Below are 19,626 nucleotides of genomic sequence, written 5' to 3'. Positions count from 1 at the left end.
CCCGGTTAAACCGTTTGAACTTTATCTTTTCTTTGCTCCTTCAGCTTCTCAAGCTCTTCCAGAACCTGAGCCTGAAGCATATCGGCTTGTCCATAGGACGCAGGAACGTTATAAATCCGGTTCACTGCGTTTCCTGCGCCGGCGTTTGCTTCCAGCTGCCAAACCTTCTCCTCGATTCTTGCAAAGCCGCGGCTGATCTGATCCGGGTTGAAGGATCTCAGAGTGGAGTGGATTTCACTTTGAGCTTGTGCCGCATTGAGCCGGGAGATCAGATAATCCTTGCGGACCTTCAATTCCTCATAGACTTCTTTCAAATGGCGGATATCCTCCATCAGATTTGCGGTCTGGCGTTTGACTTCGTGCTGCTGGTTCAGGTAATTCTGGAGCTTGCTCTCATGAAGGAGCTTGTCCCGCAAAGCCATCTGCGCGATCTGCTCCTCGCCCCGTTCAACGGCAAGCTCGGCTTGACGGGCGCGTTTGCTGATCACAGCTTTGGTGTCGCTGACAAGCGCTTCATATTTGCGTTCGACAAACAGCTGATGCGAAAGCGCCTGGCGGGCTTCATCCATCTGGTCTTCCAGCTCGCGGATATACTGTTTCAGCATGCTGATCGGGTCTTCCACCTTATCGAGCAGATTGTTGATATCGGCGACGGCAATATTTTTAACACGACTAAAGATTCCCATATTATTTATCCTCCTTTGTTATACTTCTTTCCCATTCGTCCAGCAGGTCGGCTTCGCTGCCAATCGGCATGCGGTCAACCCGGGAGACGGATTCGATTTGAACAGGCAGAACCTGGTTGTTTCGATAAATCCGATATAGAATATATGCAATCAAAGCAGTTGCAGCAGCAGCGAGCCAGAACGGCATCAGCGTAAACAAACCGATCACAAACACGGCTGCTCCGAACCATTTTAAAGTCTTCTTGGCACAGCTCCACAAGATCAGGCCGGTAAGTATAAATGCAATCTTAATCAATACCAACGCCCAATTGCTGCTGGAAGCTTCCGACTGAAGACTGCTGCGGCCGTCCATCATCATCATGGACCCTTGTCCAAAGAAACCGCGCTGGGCAAATCCGTGTTTCCCGAAACCGTTCTGTACAGGCTGGGATACATGGTGCATGGACTGTGAGTTACCCCAGAACATACATCCGAGGACAATAATCACCACAGCAGCAGCTAATCCGATGAGAAGGCCTTTAAAGCTTTTGTCGTTGGTTCGTTTCATTTGTTTCACCTCCTTTCAAGGGGCTTTCGCCCCTTAATTTATTACTTGAATTTATCAGCGGCATTATGCAGACTGCTGAACGGTTTTGCGTACCCGCTTCTTGCGGGAAGTGATCCATTTATCCAGATAGTAGGTGATGCCGGCAAAGACAGCCATGATTCCAAAATAGGTCAGGAGAACCTGATACCAGCTGGAACTTCCCGATTCCCGGCCTTTAACACCCTCACCGCCGAATTGTCCGCGCATTCCGCCTTCATCCGAATCGAAAGAGTCTCCATCCTTGAAGCTTGAACTCTGATCTCCGGAAGCCGCCTGCACGGTGCCGCTGCTGTCTGCAGAAGCTCCGTTTGCCTGCGCAGCAGCAGCGGTTGTGCCGGAAGCACCTGCCGTATCTGCGGTTGAGGAAGAGCCTGTATCGGCCGAAGCTGAGCCTGTATCTGTTGGCGCTGCGCCTCCGCGGTCAAATCCGCCTCCATGCTCAAAGCCGCCTTTGCCGGAGGCTCCTGCCGTAGAGGTGAACATGGACTGAACCATCTGAAGCTTGGACCAGTAACTCGTGGTATAGAACTGGTAAACCCCGAAGCCGAGCACAATTACGGCAGCGCCGGTCATCAGAACTCGGGACAGCCGCTTGGAGACTTTAAGGTGCAGAATCTTCTGGAACATTTTAATGACCCAATGCCAGTGCAGCCCGATATGAACACCGATCAGGGCCAGTCCCAGATAGGCAGAGCCCATGTGCGCCATTTTGAACCAGTTCTCATTACCGAGCTGGAAGTTTGGCAGCAGGACTCTCGAGATGACCAGACCGCTGAAGATCACAAGCCCCATCGACAAGAGGAGCAGGAAGCTCAGCAGATAGCTGAAACGGGTTCTGGCCGGAAGCGCCTTGTCAAACAAGCGGACAGTCACTTTCTGCACGAATTTGAAATTCAGCAGAATATGGGTGATGAAAGCAGCTCCGATCGCTGCCCCCGCAATCTCGTGGAAAGCCAGCCCGCCCAGTACGTTCTTGTTATAGAGCAGCGCAAACGTGATTCCCATCAGAATGTCCAGCGTAAGTTTTACATAAGGGATTTTCTTCTTCATTCCTTCGTCTCCGTCCTTCATGATTTTGAGGTACCCGAATGTATTGTCCGTCCTCTTCATGTCTATAGCTTATAGCGGGAACCTTTAATGAAGCTTAAATGCTTGGTCTCTGTTTGAACTATTGGCAAAAAAGAAGAGGCTGGCCTGAGCGCCGTGAACCGCTATAATGGAAGAAAGTGATATCAGAAAATTGGTTTCATTTAATTAAGGTAGATTAAAGGTTTTGGACCTAACATCAAGACATGACAATTAAAGGGGCTGCTAGTAATGAGAATATTAATTGTAGAAGATGAGGAGAATTTGGCGGAGGCGCTCTCTCAAATATTAAAGAAGCAGAATTATTCGGTTGATGTCGTTAACGACGGGGAAGAGGGGCTGGACAATGCGCTGAGCGATATTTATGATCTGCTGCTGCTTGACATCATGCTCCCCGGCATGGACGGCATCTCTATATTAAAAAGAATCCGGGCCGAAGGCCTTGCCACCCCGGTCATCATGCTCACGGCCAAAGGGGAAGTGCCCGACCGGATCGCCGGCCTGGATTATGGCGCGGATGACTATGTCGCCAAGCCGTTCTCAACGGGAGAACTGCTTGCCCGCATCCGGGCCGCCCTGCGCCGGAAGGGCGAGGTCGTACCAGAGGACGCCCTCCGCATTGGGGATATTGAGCTGAACACGGCTCATCTCAAGCTCACCTGCAAGGGCAAGGAGCTGAAGCTGATTCTGAAGGAAAGCGAGCTCCTGGAGCTGCTGATCAGCAGAAAGCAGGCTGTGACCTCCAAGGAGCAGATCATTGAGAAGCTGTGGGGATTTGATTCGGACGCGGAGCATAACAACGTGGAGGTCTATATCTCTTTTCTGAGAAAGAAACTGACCTTCCTGCAGTCCTCCGTGAAGATTAACACCATCCGGGGCGTCGGATATGTACTGGAGGCGGCTTCCTGATGTTTAACAAACTGCGCAATCGGTTCCTGCTGATGAATATGATCATCATATCTGTAATCATGCTGGTTGCCTTCGCAACCATTTATACGATCACTTATCAAAATGTCCAGAGTGACATGCAGGGACAGCTCCGTCAAGCCGCTGAGATGACGAGGAAGGATGGCGGCAGCATGGACCAAATGGGGATGGGGGCAGGCTCAGGCTCAGGGTCAGGTCATCTGCACCCGGGAATGAACGAGAACGATGACATCCGCATCCGGTCGGTCTACTTCGAGCTTGAGACCGACGAACAGTGGAATATTACATCTACTAATTCCCGCTATGACATTGACAGCGACTTCTACACGACAGCCGTCAGCAAAGCCTCTTCGAACCCCGCTGAGTTCGCCAAGATCACAATCAGCGGCACCCGCTGGGCATACAGTGTTTTAACCACCCCGAGCGGGTATTCGATCACCTTTATGGAGGTAAGCTCACAGCAGAAGATTTTGACTAATCTGATCTACACCTTCTCAGCCGTCGCCCTTGTGATGCTGGGCGTCATCTATGTGGTGAGCCGGTATTTTGCTAACCGGTCGATTAAGCCGGTCAAAGAGGCATTTGAGAAGCAGAAGCGGTTTATCGGCGATGCCTCGCACGAGTTGAAGACACCGCTTGCGGTCATTAACACGAACGCCGATGTGCTGCTGGCCAATGGCGAAGATACCGTCAACGAACAGGCCAAGTGGGTGCACCATATCAAATCGGAGACCGAGCGCATGAAGACGCTCACGAACGACCTGCTCTATCTCACCGAGATGGATGATGCACGCGAACGGACCATTCAGGTTCCTTTTAACCTGAGTGAAGCCGTGGAAAGTGTAATCTTGACGATGGAAGCCGTTATTTTCGAGAAGGATCTGGTCATGGATTACAGAATAGAGCCCGGTTTGTCAGTCACAGGCAGCAGTGAGCAAATGAAGCAGGTGGTCATGATTCTGCTGGATAACGCGGCCAAATATTCGAATCCGAAAGGCTCGATTAACATTGCCTTGGAAAGACAGAAAGGGCATATCCTGCTGTCGGTCAGCAATACCGGACCGGGGATTCCGGCCGATCATCTGGATAAGATCTTCGACCGCTTCTACCGTGTCGATGCTTCCCGTTCCCGCCAGAAGGGCGGCTACGGCCTTGGCCTGGCCATTGCCAGATCCATTGTAGAGCAGCACAAAGGGAAGATTTACGCGAGAAGCGTGCCTAATGAGACGACAACCTTTTATGTGCAGCTCGGTTAACCTTAAGTCCTTTAAGTCTATTTGAATTCGGAAACGGAAGGGCATTTGCCCGGGAGAAGAAGCAGCGGCAGTCTTGGACGAAAGAGGTCCAGACAGCCGCTGTTTTTTTGGGGTTTTTACAAAAGTGCAGAAATTTTAACACGAATTTTACATGATTTTAATTGTTTAAGTTTCATTAAAGGTTCGCCCTATAAGATAGAAACATGAAGAGCGGAACGCAAGCCGCCGGGGAAGGAGAGATTTAAAATGGCAATTGAAGTATTTAACCGGTATGAGAACAAATACTTGATGGATACCCAAGCCTTCAACGGTATTTACAGCCGTCTGATGGAATATATGGAGCTGGACGCCAACAACAAGGACAACAAGTTTTACGCCATCAGCAATTTGTACTATGACACAGACCAGCACACACTGATCCGCAGCAGTCTTTCAAAACCGAAGTATAAGGAAAAGCTGCGGCTGCGGGCCTACGGTGTACCTGCACCGGACGCGAAAGTATACCTCGAGCTAAAGAAGAAAGTATTCGGCCTGGTGAACAAACGGCGCACTTCTTTGAAGCTTCAGGAAGCGTATGAATTTGTCCGGACCGGACAGCCGCCCGTCTACAGGGAGGGCATGAACCAGCAGGTCATTCAGGAGATTGAATATTTTCTGTCACGGTACGAGCTTAAGCCGATGGTCTATCTGGCATATGACCGGATCGCCATGTTCTGCAGAGGCAATCGTGACCTCCGGATCACCTTTGATACCAACATCCGGTCACGGCGGTACGATCTCAAGCTGGAGGCCGGCGATTACGGCGAGCAGCTGATGGAGCAGGGTCAATGGCTCATGGAAGTAAAGGCAGAGAAGACCATTCCGGTCTGGCTGTCCAAGCTGCTGTCCGAGCATCAGATGTACCGGACGGGCTTCTCCAAATACGGAAATGAATACAAAAAATCCATTCGTTATGCGAATACAGAAAGGGAGAGAATTCTCGTATGATCGATTCTATTTTTAACTCTTATGCAGCTAATGCTGACTTAACTTTATCCCAGGCGCTGCTGACCTTTGTAGCTGCACTTCTGGTCGGTGCCGTAATCAGTTTGACATATATGAAGACGCAGAATACTTACACGCAGAGCTTTGCGCTGACCATGATGGTGCTGCCAACCATTGTAGCCGTCATTATTCTCCTGATTGGCAGCAACGTCGCCCGCGCCTTCAGCCTTGCCGGAGCCTTCTCGATCATCCGGTTCCGCAGTGCCCCCGGCGATTCCAAGGATATCTCGTATGTCCTGTTCTCCATGGCGGCCGGCCTTTCCTGCGGAGTAGGTGCTTATGGTTATGCTGTACTGTTCACACTGCTGCTCTGCGGTCTGATGTTTGTCTTGAAGGCCTTGAAATTTGGCGCCCGTAAGGATTCGCTCAGACAGCTGAAGGTCACTATTCCCGAGAATCTCGGATACGAAGAAGCTTTTGCAGAAATTTTTGAAAAGTTCAACATCAACTACGAGCTCAAAAAGGTGCGGACAACCGAACTCGGCAGCTTGTACGAAGTCGTCTATGCCGTGAAGCTTCCTGCAGGCACCAACCAGAAAGAACTGCTTGATGCCGTGCGTACACGGAACGGTAATCTCGATATCACTTTAACGATGAACCCTTCGGGTCAGGAATACTAATTCATACAAGAGAGGTTGATAAATATGAAACGATTTAAGAAGTCTAAAGTAGCCGGAATCATGATGATCAGCGCTTTGCTGGCTGCAGGATGCAGCGCCAATTCCACCAGCTCTTCCAGCTCTGCGAGCACCTCTGCAAACAGCTCGCAGACAGCTGCAGCAGTCAGCTCAAGCGGCGCCGCTTCGGCGGCAGCCGTGAAGCTGGCAAGTGTGGACATCTCCAAGCAGACCGGATTTGACGATAATGACAGCTTGACGACCTGGGATGCAGGCAGCTCAACGGCCATCACGCTTAATTCAACTAGCGCCACTGTAACAGGCTCAGGCGCATCAGCCAGCGGCGGTGTCGTTACAATCACTGCAGCCGGGACCTATGTGGTCAGCGGAACGCTGACAAACGGCCAGCTCGTCGTGAATGCGCCGGAAGATGCGGAAGTGCATATTGTGCTGAATGGTGCCAAAATCACCAATGCAAGCGGTCCTGCTTTCTATATCCAGCAGTCCGATAAAACGATCGTAACACTGCAGGAAGGAACAGATAACACGCTGGCGGACGGAGCGACTTATTCAGATACCTCAGAAGAAGCGCCTACCGCGGCATTCTACAGCAAGAGCGATCTGACCATTAACGGTACAGGCTCCCTTAATGTAGAAGGCAATGCCAAAGATGGTATTACGAGCAAAGACGACCTGAAGATCATGAGCGGCACGATCAACGTCAAAGCAGCCGACGACGGCATTATTGGCCGTGATCTGGTAGCCGTTAAAGAAGGAACGATCACCGTGGATGCCGGAGGCGACGGTATGAAGTCCACCAATGACAGCGAAGACGACAAAGGATATGTAGCCATTGCAGGCGGAACTTTTGATATCACGTCAGTCAATGACGGCATTCAGGCAGCTTCTTCCCTGTATATTGCAGGCGGCACCTATGACATCGTTACAGGCGGCGGCAGCGCGAACTCAACCAAGACGCATGAAGATCAGAAGATGGGCGGATTCAGAGGCCAAGCCCCGTCGGACGGTACCGCTCCAAGCCAGTCCAGTGATACAGCAGCGGCTGCCTCATCGGCAGACAGCTCGGCGTCCAGTTCGTCCAGCTCGACCAGCTCCACAGAAGAGACGGAGTCTACAAGTGCTAAAGCCCTGAAAGCGGCTGGAGATATCGCGATTATGGACGGTAAATTTACGATTGACGCAGCTGATGACGCCCTTCACAGCAGCGCAGACGCGGCGATTATGGGCGGACAATTCACCCTGTCATCAGGTGATGATGGCGTGCATGCCGACAACGGACTGTCCATCTCTAACGGTACGATTGATGTGGTCAAGAGTTATGAAGGCATTGAGGGCTCGGATATTCAAATTTCGGGCGGCACGATTCATGTAACGACAACAGATGACGGCGTAAACGTTGGCGGCGGCAACGATAATTCCTCTGCAGCCGCACCTGGCGGCGGAGGCGACGCCTTCGGCACAACCGACGGAACACTGGCAATCAGCGGCGGATATCTTGTAGTCGATGCGCAGGGTGACGGCCTGGATTCAAACGGCTCGATGACCATGACAGGCGGTACGGCTATTGTGAACGGCCCAACCGATTCCGGCAACGGCCCGCTCGATTATAACGGCACATTCGAGCAGTCCGGCGGTACGCTGATCGCAGCCGGCAGCTCCGGCATGGCACAAGCGCCGTCTGAGGATTCTACGCAGCTTGCCATCCAGATGACCTTCCCGGATACCCTGGAAGCAGGCACCCTGGTTACATTGACAGACAGCACCGGCAAAACGGTGGCAGCCTTCGCACCGTCCAAAACGTTCAGCAGCATCGTCATCTCTTCGCCTGATCTGAAGTCCGGAGAGAATTACACGATCTCTACCGGCGGCACTTCCACCGGAACGGCGGCAGACGGTCTCTACAAAGACGGTTCGACAAGCGGCAGCACCAAAGTCGTAACGTTCGCCATGGGAGATAAAGTCACTTATGTGAATGAATCCGGCGTAACGACACAGCCAAGCTCATTTGGCGGAGGCGGCCAAGGCGGCGGACGGCACGGAATGCCAGGCACCCAGGACGGTCAGGACCCAGCGGGCACTGGTACAGGCACTGGCACTGGCACTGAAGTAAACGGCTGATCCTGACGGCGAAATGGAAATTAGAGCTTAAATGGAGCCCTTAGCAAAAAGCAAAGCCCAAAGCAGAATCTCTGCTTTGGGCTTTTTTCTATCACTACATCATTCAAAATAAATACCGCAGCACCATCATGGATAGGATTCCAACAATAACAGTTCCGAGTAAACTTCTTGTCCAGAACGCTGTGGCCAGAGCCGGCAGGGCAGCCAGCATCTCGGGGTCAAACGACAGCTTCCCGTCAGAGATAAACAGCTCTTGCCCTACCAGGGCAGACATCACCGCGATGGGCACGAAGTTTAACCAGCGCATGCCCCATTCCGGAATCTGGATCCGGCTGAGAAGCATAAGCGGAACAATTCTTGGGATCAGGGTAACGATCGAGGCACCGATAATCATCAGCAGAACATCCTGATTTATTTCCATTTCTTCACCGCCATTCCGAGAGTTGAGGCAATTACGGTCGCCAATATGACGCTGAAGCTGCCGGAAGTGACGTAACTAAGCCCGATTACAAGTCCGATGGAGCATAAGGCGACTGCGAGATCCGCTGCTGCCTTTCCCCGGCTTAACAGCTGCAGCACGAGGAGCCCGATGAACATGGCGGGCAGGGCAAAATCAAGTCCGTATTGTTCAGGATCTGCAATCCATTTGCCGAAATAAGCGCCGGCAGCGTTGGCGGCAATCCAGTTTATGTAGGCGGTAATATTGAGGCCCTGCATCCATTTTTCGGACAGCTGCTTCTTTCGGGCTGCCTGCTGGATGGCGACGCCGAAGGTCTCATCTGTGAGCAGCATGCCGATCAGCATATTCTTGACAGGCGTAAGATGACGGAAATAGGGCGACAGAGCTGCGCTGAGCAGCAGATGGCGGAGATTGACAAAGAAGATGGTGAACACAATTGCGGCGGGGGAACTTGCGGCCGCCAGCATGCCGGCAGCAATAAATTGTGCGGATCCGGCATAGATCAGCACCGACATCAGCAGAATCTCCGGAATGGTGAGCCCGGCTGTTTTCTCAACCACACCTGCAGCAAGGCCGATGCTTAAATACCCCAGCAGAGTAGGAATACAGCTCTTGACTCCCTGCAGGAAGCTGTCTTCTGTCCACTCGCTTTCTTTGGTGCCTTCCCATATTTTCTCTCCCATAATGCTGACTTACCTTCTCTCTGCTTTCATTCTTCTTAAGGGAAGAAGATATTTTAAAATCTATCATACACCGTAACTTATTGAGGAAGCCAGCGTTTTGAGCCGGTTGATTAGTCTGCGTGAGCCTGGCTGCCCGCTCAAGAATGGCTAAATAATGCTAGACGGGTGACTTAAAAATGAAGGTTTCTGCATCTGCCGAAAGCATACAATTTGATAAGAGAACGCTAGCAGCGAATCAGACAGGAGTGCAGTTGATATGCGGATTACCAACCCCGTTATACCAGGTTTCTATCCTGATCCGAGCATTTGCAGGGTAGACGAGGATTATTATTTAGTGACAAGTACGTTTGAATATTTTCCCGGCGTCCCTGTATTTCATAGCAGAGATCTTGTGCACTGGCGTCAAATCGGGCACTGCCTGACGACCCGGGAGCAGCTTCCGCTCGGCAATGCCTGGAGCTCCGGGGGGATCTTCGCCCCGACTCTCCGCTACCATGACGGATGGTTTTATATGGTGACAACAAATTTGGGCGGAGCTGGGAACTTCTTCGTTAGAACGCAGAACCCGGCTGGGGCGTGGTCTGAACCGTTCCCGGTTGATCAGGATGGCATCGATCCATCCCTTTTGTTTGATGACGACGGTAAGGTCTATTTTCAGTCCTCTCGAACCGGAGATGAAGGGGACGGCATTTATCAGTGTGAGATCGATATTCAGACTGGCACAAGGCTGACGGACAGCCGCCTGCTCTGGAAAGGGACGGGCGGCGCCTATCCGGAAGCTCCGCATTTATATAAAATCAACGGGCTGTACTATTTGATGATTGCCGAAGGCGGAACCGAGTATGGGCACATGGAGACCATTGCGCGCAGTTCCAGCCCTTATGGTCCATTTGAAGCCAATCCGGATAATCCCATTCTCTCAAACCGGAGCATGAGAAGCAGTATTCAGGCTACCGGCCATGCCGATTTGGTAGAAGCGCATGACGGCAGCTGGTGGGCCGTGTGCCTCGGCATCAGGCCGGTCTCCTATCCAATGGGCCACCATTTGGGCCGGGAAGTCTTTCTTTCTCCGGTCTCCTGGACATCTGAGGGCTGGCCGGTTATTGGCAGGGAGACACATATAGATCCGGATATGGGCGGGCCGGAGCTTCCCGAAATTTTGTGGCCTGAGAAACCGGTCAGAGACGATTTCAATGACCTTCAGCTGGGGATGGACTGGAACTTCCTGCGCAATCCCAAGCCGGGCAGCTGGTCATTGGAGGAACGCCCTGGATGCTTGGTGCTGCACGGACATGAAGAGACGCTGGATGAACCGAAAGCGCCTGCCTTTGTGGGCCGTCGCCTCTGCCACTTTGCCGCAAGAATAGAAGCAGAGCTGGACTACGAACCGCTGAGCGAACAGGAAGAAGCCGGATTAACCGTATTTAAGAATGAAAAATTCCATTACGACCTTGCCGTGAGAAAAGTGCAGGGCTGCAAGAAGCTTCTGTTCCGCCGGACCGTAGGCTCCATGAAGACGGAAGAGATTATGGATTGTCCGGAAGGGAAGGTACGGCTCAAGATTCTGGCTTATCCCGAGAAGGTCGAGGCCTACGTTCAAACTGCGGATGCCGGGCCCACTCTAGCGGGAACGGGAGAAACGCATTTTCTTTCAACAGAGATGACAGGAGGTTTTACAGGCGTCTATATTGCCATGTATGCGGTCAGCGAAAGAGGCGCAGCTGCTCCCGCGGCGTTTGAGTGGTTTGATTACGAGGCTGAGCAATGACTTAGTTAGTTGTATAGAAGAAGACGGGAGAGAGGCAGGCCGGTTCGTCAGAACCGGTCTGTTTAGCTTCTTACAACTTTTTCCGCATGGTTTTAGGCGAGATGCCATAGGTCTTCTTGAACAGACGAGTAAGATAATTGCTGTCGTTGAATCCGCATTCATAAGAGATTTCAGTGATAGACAAATTCGTCTGTTTAAGAAGGGTGCTGGCGCGTTCCAGCCGCAGGCGCTGCAAATAGGCGATTGGGGTGGTCTGGTAATAGGCCCGGAAAATGCGGTTCAAATGCCGTACGGATATTGCTGATTTCTCGGCAATGTCCTCAAGCGTAATTTGCTCCAGGTAGTGATCTTCGATATAGGATATCGCATTAGCCAGGTGCATGAGGCTGCTGTCGATGCCTTTTTCCTGGTGATCATATTGTCTGGACAGATAGACGACGAGCTCCATAAATTTAGAGGCGAGCATCGTTTGATAGCCGTGCTGTTTATGCTCATATTCTTCCACCATTTCCGAAATGAGCGCCGAAACGTATTCCAGGCCCGCAATGGACAGGTTCAGTTTGCTCTTATAGACATTGATGCTCCGGTAGAACGGTTCCAAGATAAATAATGCCTGAAAGCCGTTCAGCGTCTTCAGATCCGGACCGGCGGATTTAAGCATTTCAGGCTTGTACATGATATTGCAAATTTTGAAATCATACGGATCTTTATAAGCATGAGGGGTATCCCCGTTTATAACAAACACATTGCCTTTCTTGATAAACGCTTCCTCGTGATTAACGATATGGGAAGCATGGCCGTTCAGGACGATAACAAGCTCGGAAAAATCTACATGCTTATGGAAGGCCGTATCCTCATCATGCCCTCCATACTGGATAAAGAAAGGAAAATGCTCGTCCGTTGTAAACCAGCTTAAATAAACGTCGCTCATTCGTTCTCCCGCCTAACTTACTATGTAATGTCTATATCATGCTAGTAGGTGACTTAAAAATCAAGGTTAACCGACACCGGCCGCGTTAAAATTTGGAATGTAATTAAAACACAGCCAACATATTCAACGCAGCTAGGAGAGCTTAACAGTACATTTAAAGGGGAGGAATGGGAATATGAAGAGACGCACGGCCAAAAAGGTAGGCGCTGCAGTGCTGGCCAGCCTGCTCCTGGTCACGGCAGGCTGCAGCAGTTCAAACAGCAGTGCTTCTGCGAATTTGGCAGACAGCAGTCATACGGAGGACACGAGCCCGATTACCTTCTCCTTTTTCGGGGCGGATGCAAGCCCGAACTGGAACAATATGCAGGACGACATCGGGAAGGAAATAACCGCCAAGACGGGGGTGACGCTGAATGCGGAATATGATGTTGGAAGCGGCGGCGGCCAGAGCAAAATCGCTTTAATGGCGGCGAGCGGCCAATATCCGGATTTGATCTATGCCAAGGGCGAGCTGGGCAAGCTGGTGGATGCCGGGGCTGTCATCGACCTGACCGACCTGATTGATAAATACGCGCCGCACATCAAGAAGGTCATGGAGGATAATATGAACCGCATGAAGTACAGTCTGGATGATCCGTCTATCTACTCCATCCCGACCAATGTGGGCGTTGATCAGCAGTATTTTGATGCGGACAGCGGCTTTGAAGTTCAGCTTCGGGTTCTGAAAGAGCTGGGTTATCCGCAGATCAAAACCGTACAGGATTTTGAAAACGTACTCAAACAGTATGTGGCGAAGCATCCGACCACGGACGGTCAGCCTACCATTCCTCTGACCTTGAATGCGGACGACTGGAAGATTATGATTACGGTCACGAATCAGGCCAACAATACAACCAATGGCACAAATGACGGCGAATATTACGTTAACCCGGACACTTATGAGGCCATGCTTCATTACAAGCGCACTGAGGAAAGAGAGTACTTCCGCTGGCTGAACCATATGTATAACGTGGGGCTTCTCGATAAAGATTCTTTCGTTCAGAAAGAAGATCAATACAAAGCGAAGATCGCCAGCGGACGGGTTCTCGGCCTTACATCAGTAGAATGGGAATATGCGGATGCCGAGAATGTCCTGAAGGCAGCAGGCAAAGACGAATATACGTATGGGCATTTTCCGGTTACGATGGGTGAGCAGTATAAAGATCATGCCATGCAGGCTTTCGGCGTGGACGGTTACGGAATCAGCATCACAACAGCCTGTAAAGATCCGGTCCGTGCGATCAAGTTCCTCGACTGGCTGTCATCGGATGAAGGCCAGGTTCTGCGGAACTGGGGCATTGAAGGCAGGCAGTACGAAATGGAAAATGGAAAGCGGGTTATTCCGGAGGATGTGCTGAACAGAAAGGTTAACGACGCAGCCAACTTTACGAAAGAAACGGGCATCGGCCTGTATAATATCTTTGGCGTTCATTATGGGGACGGCGTTAAGGACTCTACCGGCAATTATTATACGACCAACTATCCCGAGCAAATTACCGCCAGCTATTCGAAGGCTGAGAAGGAAGCTTTGGCATCCTACCATGCCACCACCTGGAAGGATTTGTTCCCCAGTGAAAAAGACTTCCCGGTCAAAGAGTGGGGCGCCCTCTATAATATGCAGGTGCCTACGGATGGAGACTATCAGGTCATCTACCAGAAGACTCAGGACATCGTCCGCAAACGGATTCCCGAAGCTATCCTGGCCAATCCGGATGATTTTGACAAGAAATATGACCAGTTTATAGACGAGCTGAACAAAGCGGGAGCTGAGAAGATGGAGCAGGAATATACGCAGCTGGTTAAGAGCAGGGTGGCCTTGTTTACCGGTAAAGAGGTTAAGTAAAATTTGGCATTCCGCCAATCCGACTTCAATTCTGCCGAAAATTGTCGATATAACTACTGATATCTCAGATTTCACTCCAAAGGATAAGACACCTATGAATTTAACAGACAGCCTTTTATTGCAAGCTTTTGAGCGTTCAGAAGCCGGGATCGGAGTAGTTGACATTAACGGGAACTGGATAAGGGTTAATTCTTCGCTGTGTGCTTTAACTGGATATACGGAGCAGGAGCTCCTTAAGACAAATTTATACACGCTGCTGAATAGGGCAGACCTGAAGCTGGAAAGAGGCGGCCGCGAATTCCCGATGCTGCAAATGCTGAAGGGACAGAGCAGCCAAGTTTCCGCAGAGCGCTGGATTTATCCGAAAGAGGGCAGTCCGTTATGGGGACAATTCACAATCATTCCCGTGCCGGCCGGGGAAGGACGTGCCGATCGCCAGGATTATTTTGTAATCCGCTTTGAAGTGAGACAGGAGAAGCGCCAGGAGCCGGCATTCATGTTAGCAGACAATTCCATGGACTTGAGCAGCCCTGTGAACCCGGAGAAGTGGAAGAGAATGGAGCTGATTGCGGACCTGATTGCAGATCATTGCACGGACCTGATCGGCATTCTCGAAATGGATGGCCGGATGCTGTTTGCTTCGCCTTCCCATTGCTCCGTTCTGGGCGATCACCGCTATCAGGGCCGTTCTGTTCTGGAGTTTGTCCATCCTGATGATAAACCGTTTGTCATTGACACGTTCTCCCAAATCGCCATCTCCAAAGAGAGCCGGAAAATCGAGTTCCGCTATATTGACCAGCAGGGGAAAATCGTATACATCGAATGCCAGGGAAATCCGGCCTTGAGCCGTGATGGTGAAGTAAAGCACATTATCATCATCGGCAGAGAGATTACCCAGCGGAAAGAGTCGGAGCGCAGGCTTCAGGAAAGCGAAGAGAGGTACCGGATGCTTGTTGAGCTGTCGCCTATTCCGATTGCCATTCTTGAAAAAGGCCGCTTCACCTATGTGAATCCATCCGGCATGAAGCTGTTTGGAGCGGACCATCCGGATCAGCTGCTGGGCAAGGCCTGCATTGATTTTGTCCATCCGGATTACCGGAATATCGTGCGGAGAAGAATGGGCGCGCAGACAGCAGAGCTTCCAAGTGTTGCAGCAGAGGATCAGAAGATACTTACCTTAGATGGCAAAATACTGGATGTACTCGCGACAGGAATCTCCCTCCAGAAGGATAATCAGATTCAAATGCTCGTCATCATCAAGGATGTTACGAAGCAGAAGCACATGGAGCAGGAGCTGAGACAGAATCAGCAATTATACCATGAGCTCCAGCGCAGCCTGGACCGGTTCTCCGGTGAACTGTTCCGGGTGATGAAGGCAGCAGAATTGGATAAACGGCTCATCAGCGAAATCAGTACCATGATGAAGGTCCGCCAAATCGGGATCATGGAGCTTGAGCATGCCTGCCCGGCTCCGCAGCTCTCCATTGAAATCGGGCAGCTTCACTTATTGGACGATCAATATGTGATGAAGCTCTGGAGCAGCAAGACCCATGCGAGCTTCCTGCATTTTAAGCCTAATTCGCCGGATAACAGCATCAGCAAGCCCATGCAGGCCTGGTTAAAAACCCTAGTCAGATACGCCTCGGTTCTGTATCACAATCTTCAAACGATGGAGGACCTTATTCAGCAGTTAAAGGACGGTTCCCAGGGACACGGCTCGGTCTGGCTGCTAAGGCTGCTGTTTAAACTGTCGGAAAAAGAAAGGGCGGCTCTTTCGCTGGATCTGCACGATTCCGCCCTGCAGGAACAGATCCGGTGGTACCGGCGGCTTCACCTGCTGACACAGCCGGAGAACACGGCTTTAACTCCGGAGATCAGGAGCGAATTGCTTGAAATTGAAGAGGGCCTGCTGGATGTGATTCATCAGATCCGGCTAACCTGCAACGAGCTTCGGCCGCCTCTGCTGCTCGAATTCGGGCTTGCCGAATCGCTGAACCAGCTGTTTGAATACACGCAGAAATACGCGGATTATACGGTTGAATTCAAGCATAATCCTTTGGGCAGCATCGCCTTCACCGAGGAACAAATGATCTCGATTTACCGTATTGTTCAGGAGCTTCTGGCCAATGCGAGCAAGCATTCCAACGCCTCAAGGGTGCAGATTGAGCTGGATAATGACGGCGACACGATTGAGTTTAAGTATATGGATAACGGAAAAGGGTTAAATACCGCGCGTATTAAGAATTCGTTTAAAAGCATCGGCTTATCGGGCATCTGCAACCGCGTCCGCAGCCTGGGGGGACAAATCACCATCCATTCAGAAATGAATCAGGGGTTTGAAGTCACCATCCGGATTCCGTCAGCAGCATGAGAACCATTCAACATCGAAGAGAAAGGACAGGGAAAGGGCTATGGTACAAATTCTGCTCATTGATGATCATCCATCGGTCATGGAAGGGACAAAGGTAATGCTTGAGAAGGAGCCGGATATTAGCGTCACAGCTCATCATCAGGCTCCGTCCAAAGCGGTAGAAAGGGTCCGGTCCGGCCATTTTGACCTGATCCTGATTGACTTGACTATGCCCGAGATGAACGGGATCGAGTTAAGCAAAGGGATCATCCGGGTCAAACCTGACTCTATTATTCTGATATACACCGGCAACGACTTATCCCCGCATCTTAACCATTTGATCGAGGCAGGCATTGCCGGCTTTATCTCCAAAACCTCGACCCAGGAAGAGATGCTCAGAATTATCCGGGCGGCGCTGCGGCGGGAAGTTGTTCTCCCGTTTTCCGTCTTTCGCGGATTAAGGGCCGGCCAGGGAGCTGAAATGGCGCAGCCTGCCGCAGAGAGCAGCACGAATCCGCTCGTTCCTGATGAGCTGGACATCATTCGTATGATCGCGGAAGGCAAGACGAATAGGGAAATAGCCGATCAGTTATTTTTCAGCAAAAGAAAGCTCGAGTATCAGCTCACACAGCTGTTCAGCAAATTAAACGTGAAATCCCGGCTGGAGGTCGTAGGCAAATGCCGTGAAATGGGCCTCCTCGCTGTTCATGATCTTGTAAATTAAGCTAAAGCGCTGCACAGCTGTGCGGCGTTTTTTTTCTGCATAATACTGGCTAGTCTATGGCCCAGACTCATCATAATCGGATGCCGGAGGATACCTGAACAGGATATAGAAAATATAACCAGCGGCGTTTGAATGCGGAAGTAGTGGTTAAGTAACAAATGAACCCAACAACACATCTGGAGGTAATGATAATGACACAGAAAATAGTTGGCGTATTTACTACCGAACAAGATGCGACGAATGCGATTCAGGATTTGAAGAACCTTGGTTACAGAGCAGAAGATATTTCAGTTATCGGAAAGAACAAAGACGACTTGAATGACATCCATGAAGAAACAGGCACGAAGGCGCCGGAAGGCATGGCTACAGGTGCAGCGACCGGGGGTGTCCTCGGCGGGATTGCAGGCTTGCTCGCAGGATTGGGCGCGCTGGCAATCCCGGGCATCGGTCCAATCCTTGCAGCCGGACCAATTGCTGCTACGCTCACAGGAGCCGCGGTTGGAGCAGGTACAGGCGGACTTGTCGGCGGTTTGGTGGGCCTTGGTATTCCGGAGGACGAAGCCGAGGAGTACAATGCCAACGTGAAGAGCGGCCGCATCCTCGTCATGGTCGATGCTAATGAAATCCAGAAGAATGAGGTTTACTCGCTGTTCCGGGATCATCATTCCATGAATTCGAGCCATTATCCGATGGGTACCGGCACTCTGAACCGGGAAGAAGCTGACATCAGGAAGAGCGAAACGAGAGAACCGGTCTTCTATCAGGAGCTGGCCACTATGGACCGTCCGCAGGATACGATTACGGATGGGACAAGCCAGGACCGGACGATGCGCCTGCGTGAAGAGCAGCTGGACATTTCCAAGACACGCCAAACCACTGGCGAGGTGAACCTCCGCAAAGAGGTGATCGAGCAGGAGCAGTCCATTAATGTTCCTGTAACCCGTGAGGAAGTAGTCATCGAGAAGAAGGCGGTTCAGGACGAAGCTACCGGCGAACCGATTGGCAAGGATGAGACCATCCGCATCCCGGTTACGGAGGAACGGGTGGAAGTCAGCAAGCGTCCAGTAGTCACCGGCGAAGTGGAGATTCACAAACGCCAGGTGCAGGACACAGAGCATGTGAGCGATACCTTGAAGAAGGAAGAAGCCCGTCTGGAGCAGACCGGCAATCCGACCGTCAAGGGCGACGAGGATTTGAAATAGGTTCCGCATGAAAATAGCATAGGCTGCGGAAGCGAGCAAAATGGATAAACGGACAGCAGACGCTGTCCGTTTTTTTGCTATTCACTCTATGTTGAGGAAGTTTTACTGAATTTTCATTATTCTTTGATAGCATAATCGTATTACTCAATTGGTGGTGGAATTTAGAATGAACATTCTCCTTGCTGAATTGAAACAGTCCCTTTCTCCACACGGGTTGGAGCATAAGAGCTGACTCCTGCTCCAATTACGCCAATCATGGTTAAGGCGGCTAATATGAGTTTGAATTTAATCATGTTTACCCCTCTATCTAATTGTGTATTCAATGCCTCGGGAACATGCTTATTCTACCCCTCACTTATTAAAAAATTATTAACTAAGCCAAACTTAGAATATGTACAACGGCCAATTCAAAAGGATCCTCCAATTTAATAATTTAAAACGAGGTAATTTGATGAAAATAAGCTTTATGAGCAAGGTTTTATTTCGTTCCATGCTATTATCCGTTGTTTGCTTAAGCTTCTTCATAGGAATAGCATTATCCGTTAAATTTCAGCATATCGCCGGCTTTGACCTTACCGTTATGAGCAGGATACAAAGCGTGAATTCGGATATCCTTACAATAATCATGAAGGGATTCACCACAATAGGCTCCGGGCTCTTTGTAGTAATTATAGCTGCAGTCCTCGCATTCTTTCTGTTCCGAATAGGTTATCGCCGGGAGCTCCTATTATTAGCCGGGATCATCAGCGGCTCTGGCCTGCTTAACATTTTGCTTAAATCTATGTTCCATAGAACCAGACCGGATATACATCGGATTATTCAAGCCGGCGGGTATAGCTTTCCAAGTGGTCACTCCATGGCTGCTTTCACCCTTTATGGGATTACGGTGTATTTTCTGTGGAGGCATATCCCCCGTTTTGGGGCTCGAATGCTTGTCCTATTGTTGGGAACATTTATGGTTCTAATGATAGGAGTCAGCCGTATTTATCTTGGCGTGCACTATCCTAGTGACGTAATCGGGGGTTATTTGATGAGCGCTGTATGGCTCACAGCAAACATCGGCTGGTACGAGCACTACTTGAAGGAGAGGTGGTCCTCTAGTCAATAAACGCTGCAGCCGCTATTCGGCGCAGTAGGTGATAGAATGGCAGGTACTGGCTGCCCGCGCGGCTTATTATTGCAGAAATTATTGCTGCTTTTCATTCCCTTTCCGAAAAAGCCTGCATATGCTATAGCATCTGCATGATTCAGTTATAAGGCAGCGCTGCTGAGGGAGGATCCGAAA

The 19,626-nt window shown here is 50.7% G+C and carries 17 protein-coding genes; 11 read left to right on the top strand and 6 right to left on the bottom strand.

Annotated elements, in window-relative coordinates; translation table 11 throughout:
• Window positions 1-5: 5 nt before the first annotated feature.
• The 3 genes from FCN15_RS03940 to FCN15_RS03930 all read right to left on the bottom strand — a co-directional run bounded on the left by FCN15_RS03940 (window position 6) and on the right by FCN15_RS03930 (window position 2,343).
• Window positions 6-686 carry a PspA/IM30 family protein gene (locus tag FCN15_RS03940; RefSeq protein WP_138493651.1) on the bottom strand — a complete coding sequence of 227 codons (681 nt, stop codon included), beginning with the start codon at window positions 684-686 and terminating at the stop codon, window positions 6-8.
• Between the two features lies 1 nt (window position 687).
• A complete protein-coding gene (locus tag FCN15_RS03935; protein ID WP_138493649.1) occupies window positions 688-1,233 on the bottom strand; it encodes a hypothetical protein in 546 nt (181 codons plus the stop codon).
• 63 nt (window positions 1,234-1,296) lie between these two features.
• Window positions 1,297-2,343 carry a DUF4405 domain-containing protein gene (locus tag FCN15_RS03930; RefSeq protein WP_162515284.1) on the bottom strand — a complete coding sequence of 349 codons (1,047 nt, stop codon included), beginning with the start codon at window positions 2,341-2,343 and terminating at the stop codon, window positions 1,297-1,299.
• A gap of 246 nt (window positions 2,344-2,589) precedes the next feature.
• Between FCN15_RS03930 and FCN15_RS03925 the strand changes: the two genes are divergently transcribed.
• From FCN15_RS03925 to FCN15_RS03905, 5 genes are all read left to right on the top strand, one after another.
• Entirely contained in the window at window positions 2,590-3,267 is a 678-nt protein-coding gene (locus tag FCN15_RS03925; protein WP_138493646.1) for a response regulator transcription factor, read from the top strand.
• Window positions 3,267-4,541, top strand: coding sequence for a sensor histidine kinase (locus tag FCN15_RS03920; RefSeq protein ID WP_138493645.1), 1,275 nt, complete (start codon window positions 3,267-3,269; stop codon window positions 4,539-4,541). Before FCN15_RS03925 ends, FCN15_RS03920 begins: the two co-directional genes overlap by 1 nt.
• 246 nt (window positions 4,542-4,787) lie before the next feature.
• On the top strand, window positions 4,788-5,528 hold the full coding sequence (locus tag FCN15_RS03915; RefSeq protein WP_138493644.1) for a polyphosphate polymerase domain-containing protein: 741 nt from the start codon (window positions 4,788-4,790) through the stop codon (window positions 5,526-5,528).
• Window positions 5,525-6,205, top strand: a complete 681-nt coding sequence (locus tag FCN15_RS03910; RefSeq protein ID WP_138493643.1) for a DUF4956 domain-containing protein — start codon at window positions 5,525-5,527, stop codon at window positions 6,203-6,205. Before FCN15_RS03915 ends, FCN15_RS03910 begins: the two co-directional genes overlap by 4 nt.
• 24 nt (window positions 6,206-6,229) lie before the next feature.
• Window positions 6,230-8,341 carry a carbohydrate-binding domain-containing protein gene (locus tag FCN15_RS03905; protein WP_138493642.1) on the top strand — a complete coding sequence of 704 codons (2,112 nt, stop codon included), beginning with the start codon at window positions 6,230-6,232 and terminating at the stop codon, window positions 8,339-8,341.
• A gap of 103 nt (window positions 8,342-8,444) precedes the next feature.
• On the opposite strand, the gene FCN15_RS03900 is transcribed toward FCN15_RS03905, so the two are convergent.
• Together FCN15_RS03900 and FCN15_RS03895 are read right to left on the bottom strand one after the other, a co-directional pair.
• Window positions 8,445-8,762 carry an AzlD domain-containing protein gene (locus FCN15_RS03900; RefSeq protein WP_138493641.1) on the bottom strand — a complete coding sequence of 106 codons (318 nt, stop codon included), beginning with the start codon at window positions 8,760-8,762 and terminating at the stop codon, window positions 8,445-8,447.
• Window positions 8,753-9,484, bottom strand: a complete 732-nt coding sequence (locus tag FCN15_RS03895) for an AzlC family ABC transporter permease (protein ID WP_138493639.1) — start codon at window positions 9,482-9,484, stop codon at window positions 8,753-8,755. Before FCN15_RS03895 ends, FCN15_RS03900 begins: the two co-directional genes overlap by 10 nt.
• A gap of 256 nt (window positions 9,485-9,740) precedes the next feature.
• Here FCN15_RS03895 and FCN15_RS03890 point away from each other — a divergent pair, with 256 nt between their 5' ends.
• Entirely contained in the window at window positions 9,741-11,252 is a 1,512-nt protein-coding gene (locus FCN15_RS03890) for a glycoside hydrolase family 43 protein (RefSeq protein ID WP_138493638.1), read from the top strand.
• A gap of 70 nt (window positions 11,253-11,322) precedes the next feature.
• Here the strand turns inward: FCN15_RS03890 and FCN15_RS03885 are convergent, their stop codons facing one another.
• Window positions 11,323-12,183 carry an AraC family transcriptional regulator gene (locus FCN15_RS03885; protein WP_138493637.1) on the bottom strand — a complete coding sequence of 287 codons (861 nt, stop codon included), beginning with the start codon at window positions 12,181-12,183 and terminating at the stop codon, window positions 11,323-11,325.
• Between the two features lie 175 nt (window positions 12,184-12,358).
• Between FCN15_RS03885 and FCN15_RS03880 the strand changes: the two genes are divergently transcribed.
• The 5 genes from FCN15_RS03880 (at window position 12,359) to FCN15_RS03860 (ending at window position 19,449) form a co-directional block, all read left to right on the top strand.
• On the top strand, window positions 12,359-14,065 hold the full coding sequence (locus tag FCN15_RS03880; RefSeq protein WP_138493635.1) for an ABC transporter substrate-binding protein: 1,707 nt from the start codon (window positions 12,359-12,361) through the stop codon (window positions 14,063-14,065).
• Between the two features lie 94 nt (window positions 14,066-14,159).
• Window positions 14,160-16,436, top strand: a complete 2,277-nt coding sequence (locus FCN15_RS03875; protein WP_138493634.1) for a sensor histidine kinase — start codon at window positions 14,160-14,162, stop codon at window positions 16,434-16,436.
• Window positions 16,437-16,476: 40 nt separating this feature from the next.
• Entirely contained in the window at window positions 16,477-17,139 is a 663-nt protein-coding gene (locus tag FCN15_RS03870; protein ID WP_138493633.1) for a response regulator transcription factor, read from the top strand.
• Window positions 17,140-17,330: 191 nt separating this feature from the next.
• Complete coding sequence (locus tag FCN15_RS03865; protein ID WP_138493632.1) at window positions 17,331-18,341, top strand: YsnF/AvaK domain-containing protein; 1,011 nt, start codon at window positions 17,331-17,333, stop codon at window positions 18,339-18,341.
• A 451-nt stretch (window positions 18,342-18,792) separates the two neighbouring features.
• Window positions 18,793-19,449 (top strand): phosphatase PAP2 family protein, encoded by a 657-nt coding sequence (locus tag FCN15_RS03860; protein ID WP_162515283.1) that lies wholly within the window; start codon window positions 18,793-18,795, stop codon window positions 19,447-19,449.
• Window positions 19,450-19,626: the final 177 nt, after the last annotated feature.

The organism is Paenibacillus pinistramenti (assembly GCF_005869875.1).
In the GTDB taxonomy this organism is placed as follows: domain Bacteria; phylum Bacillota; class Bacilli; order Paenibacillales; family Paenibacillaceae; genus Fontibacillus; species Fontibacillus pinistramenti.
Note: the sequence above shows the minus strand (reverse complement) of the source record. Positions and strands in the feature narration are given on the sequence as shown.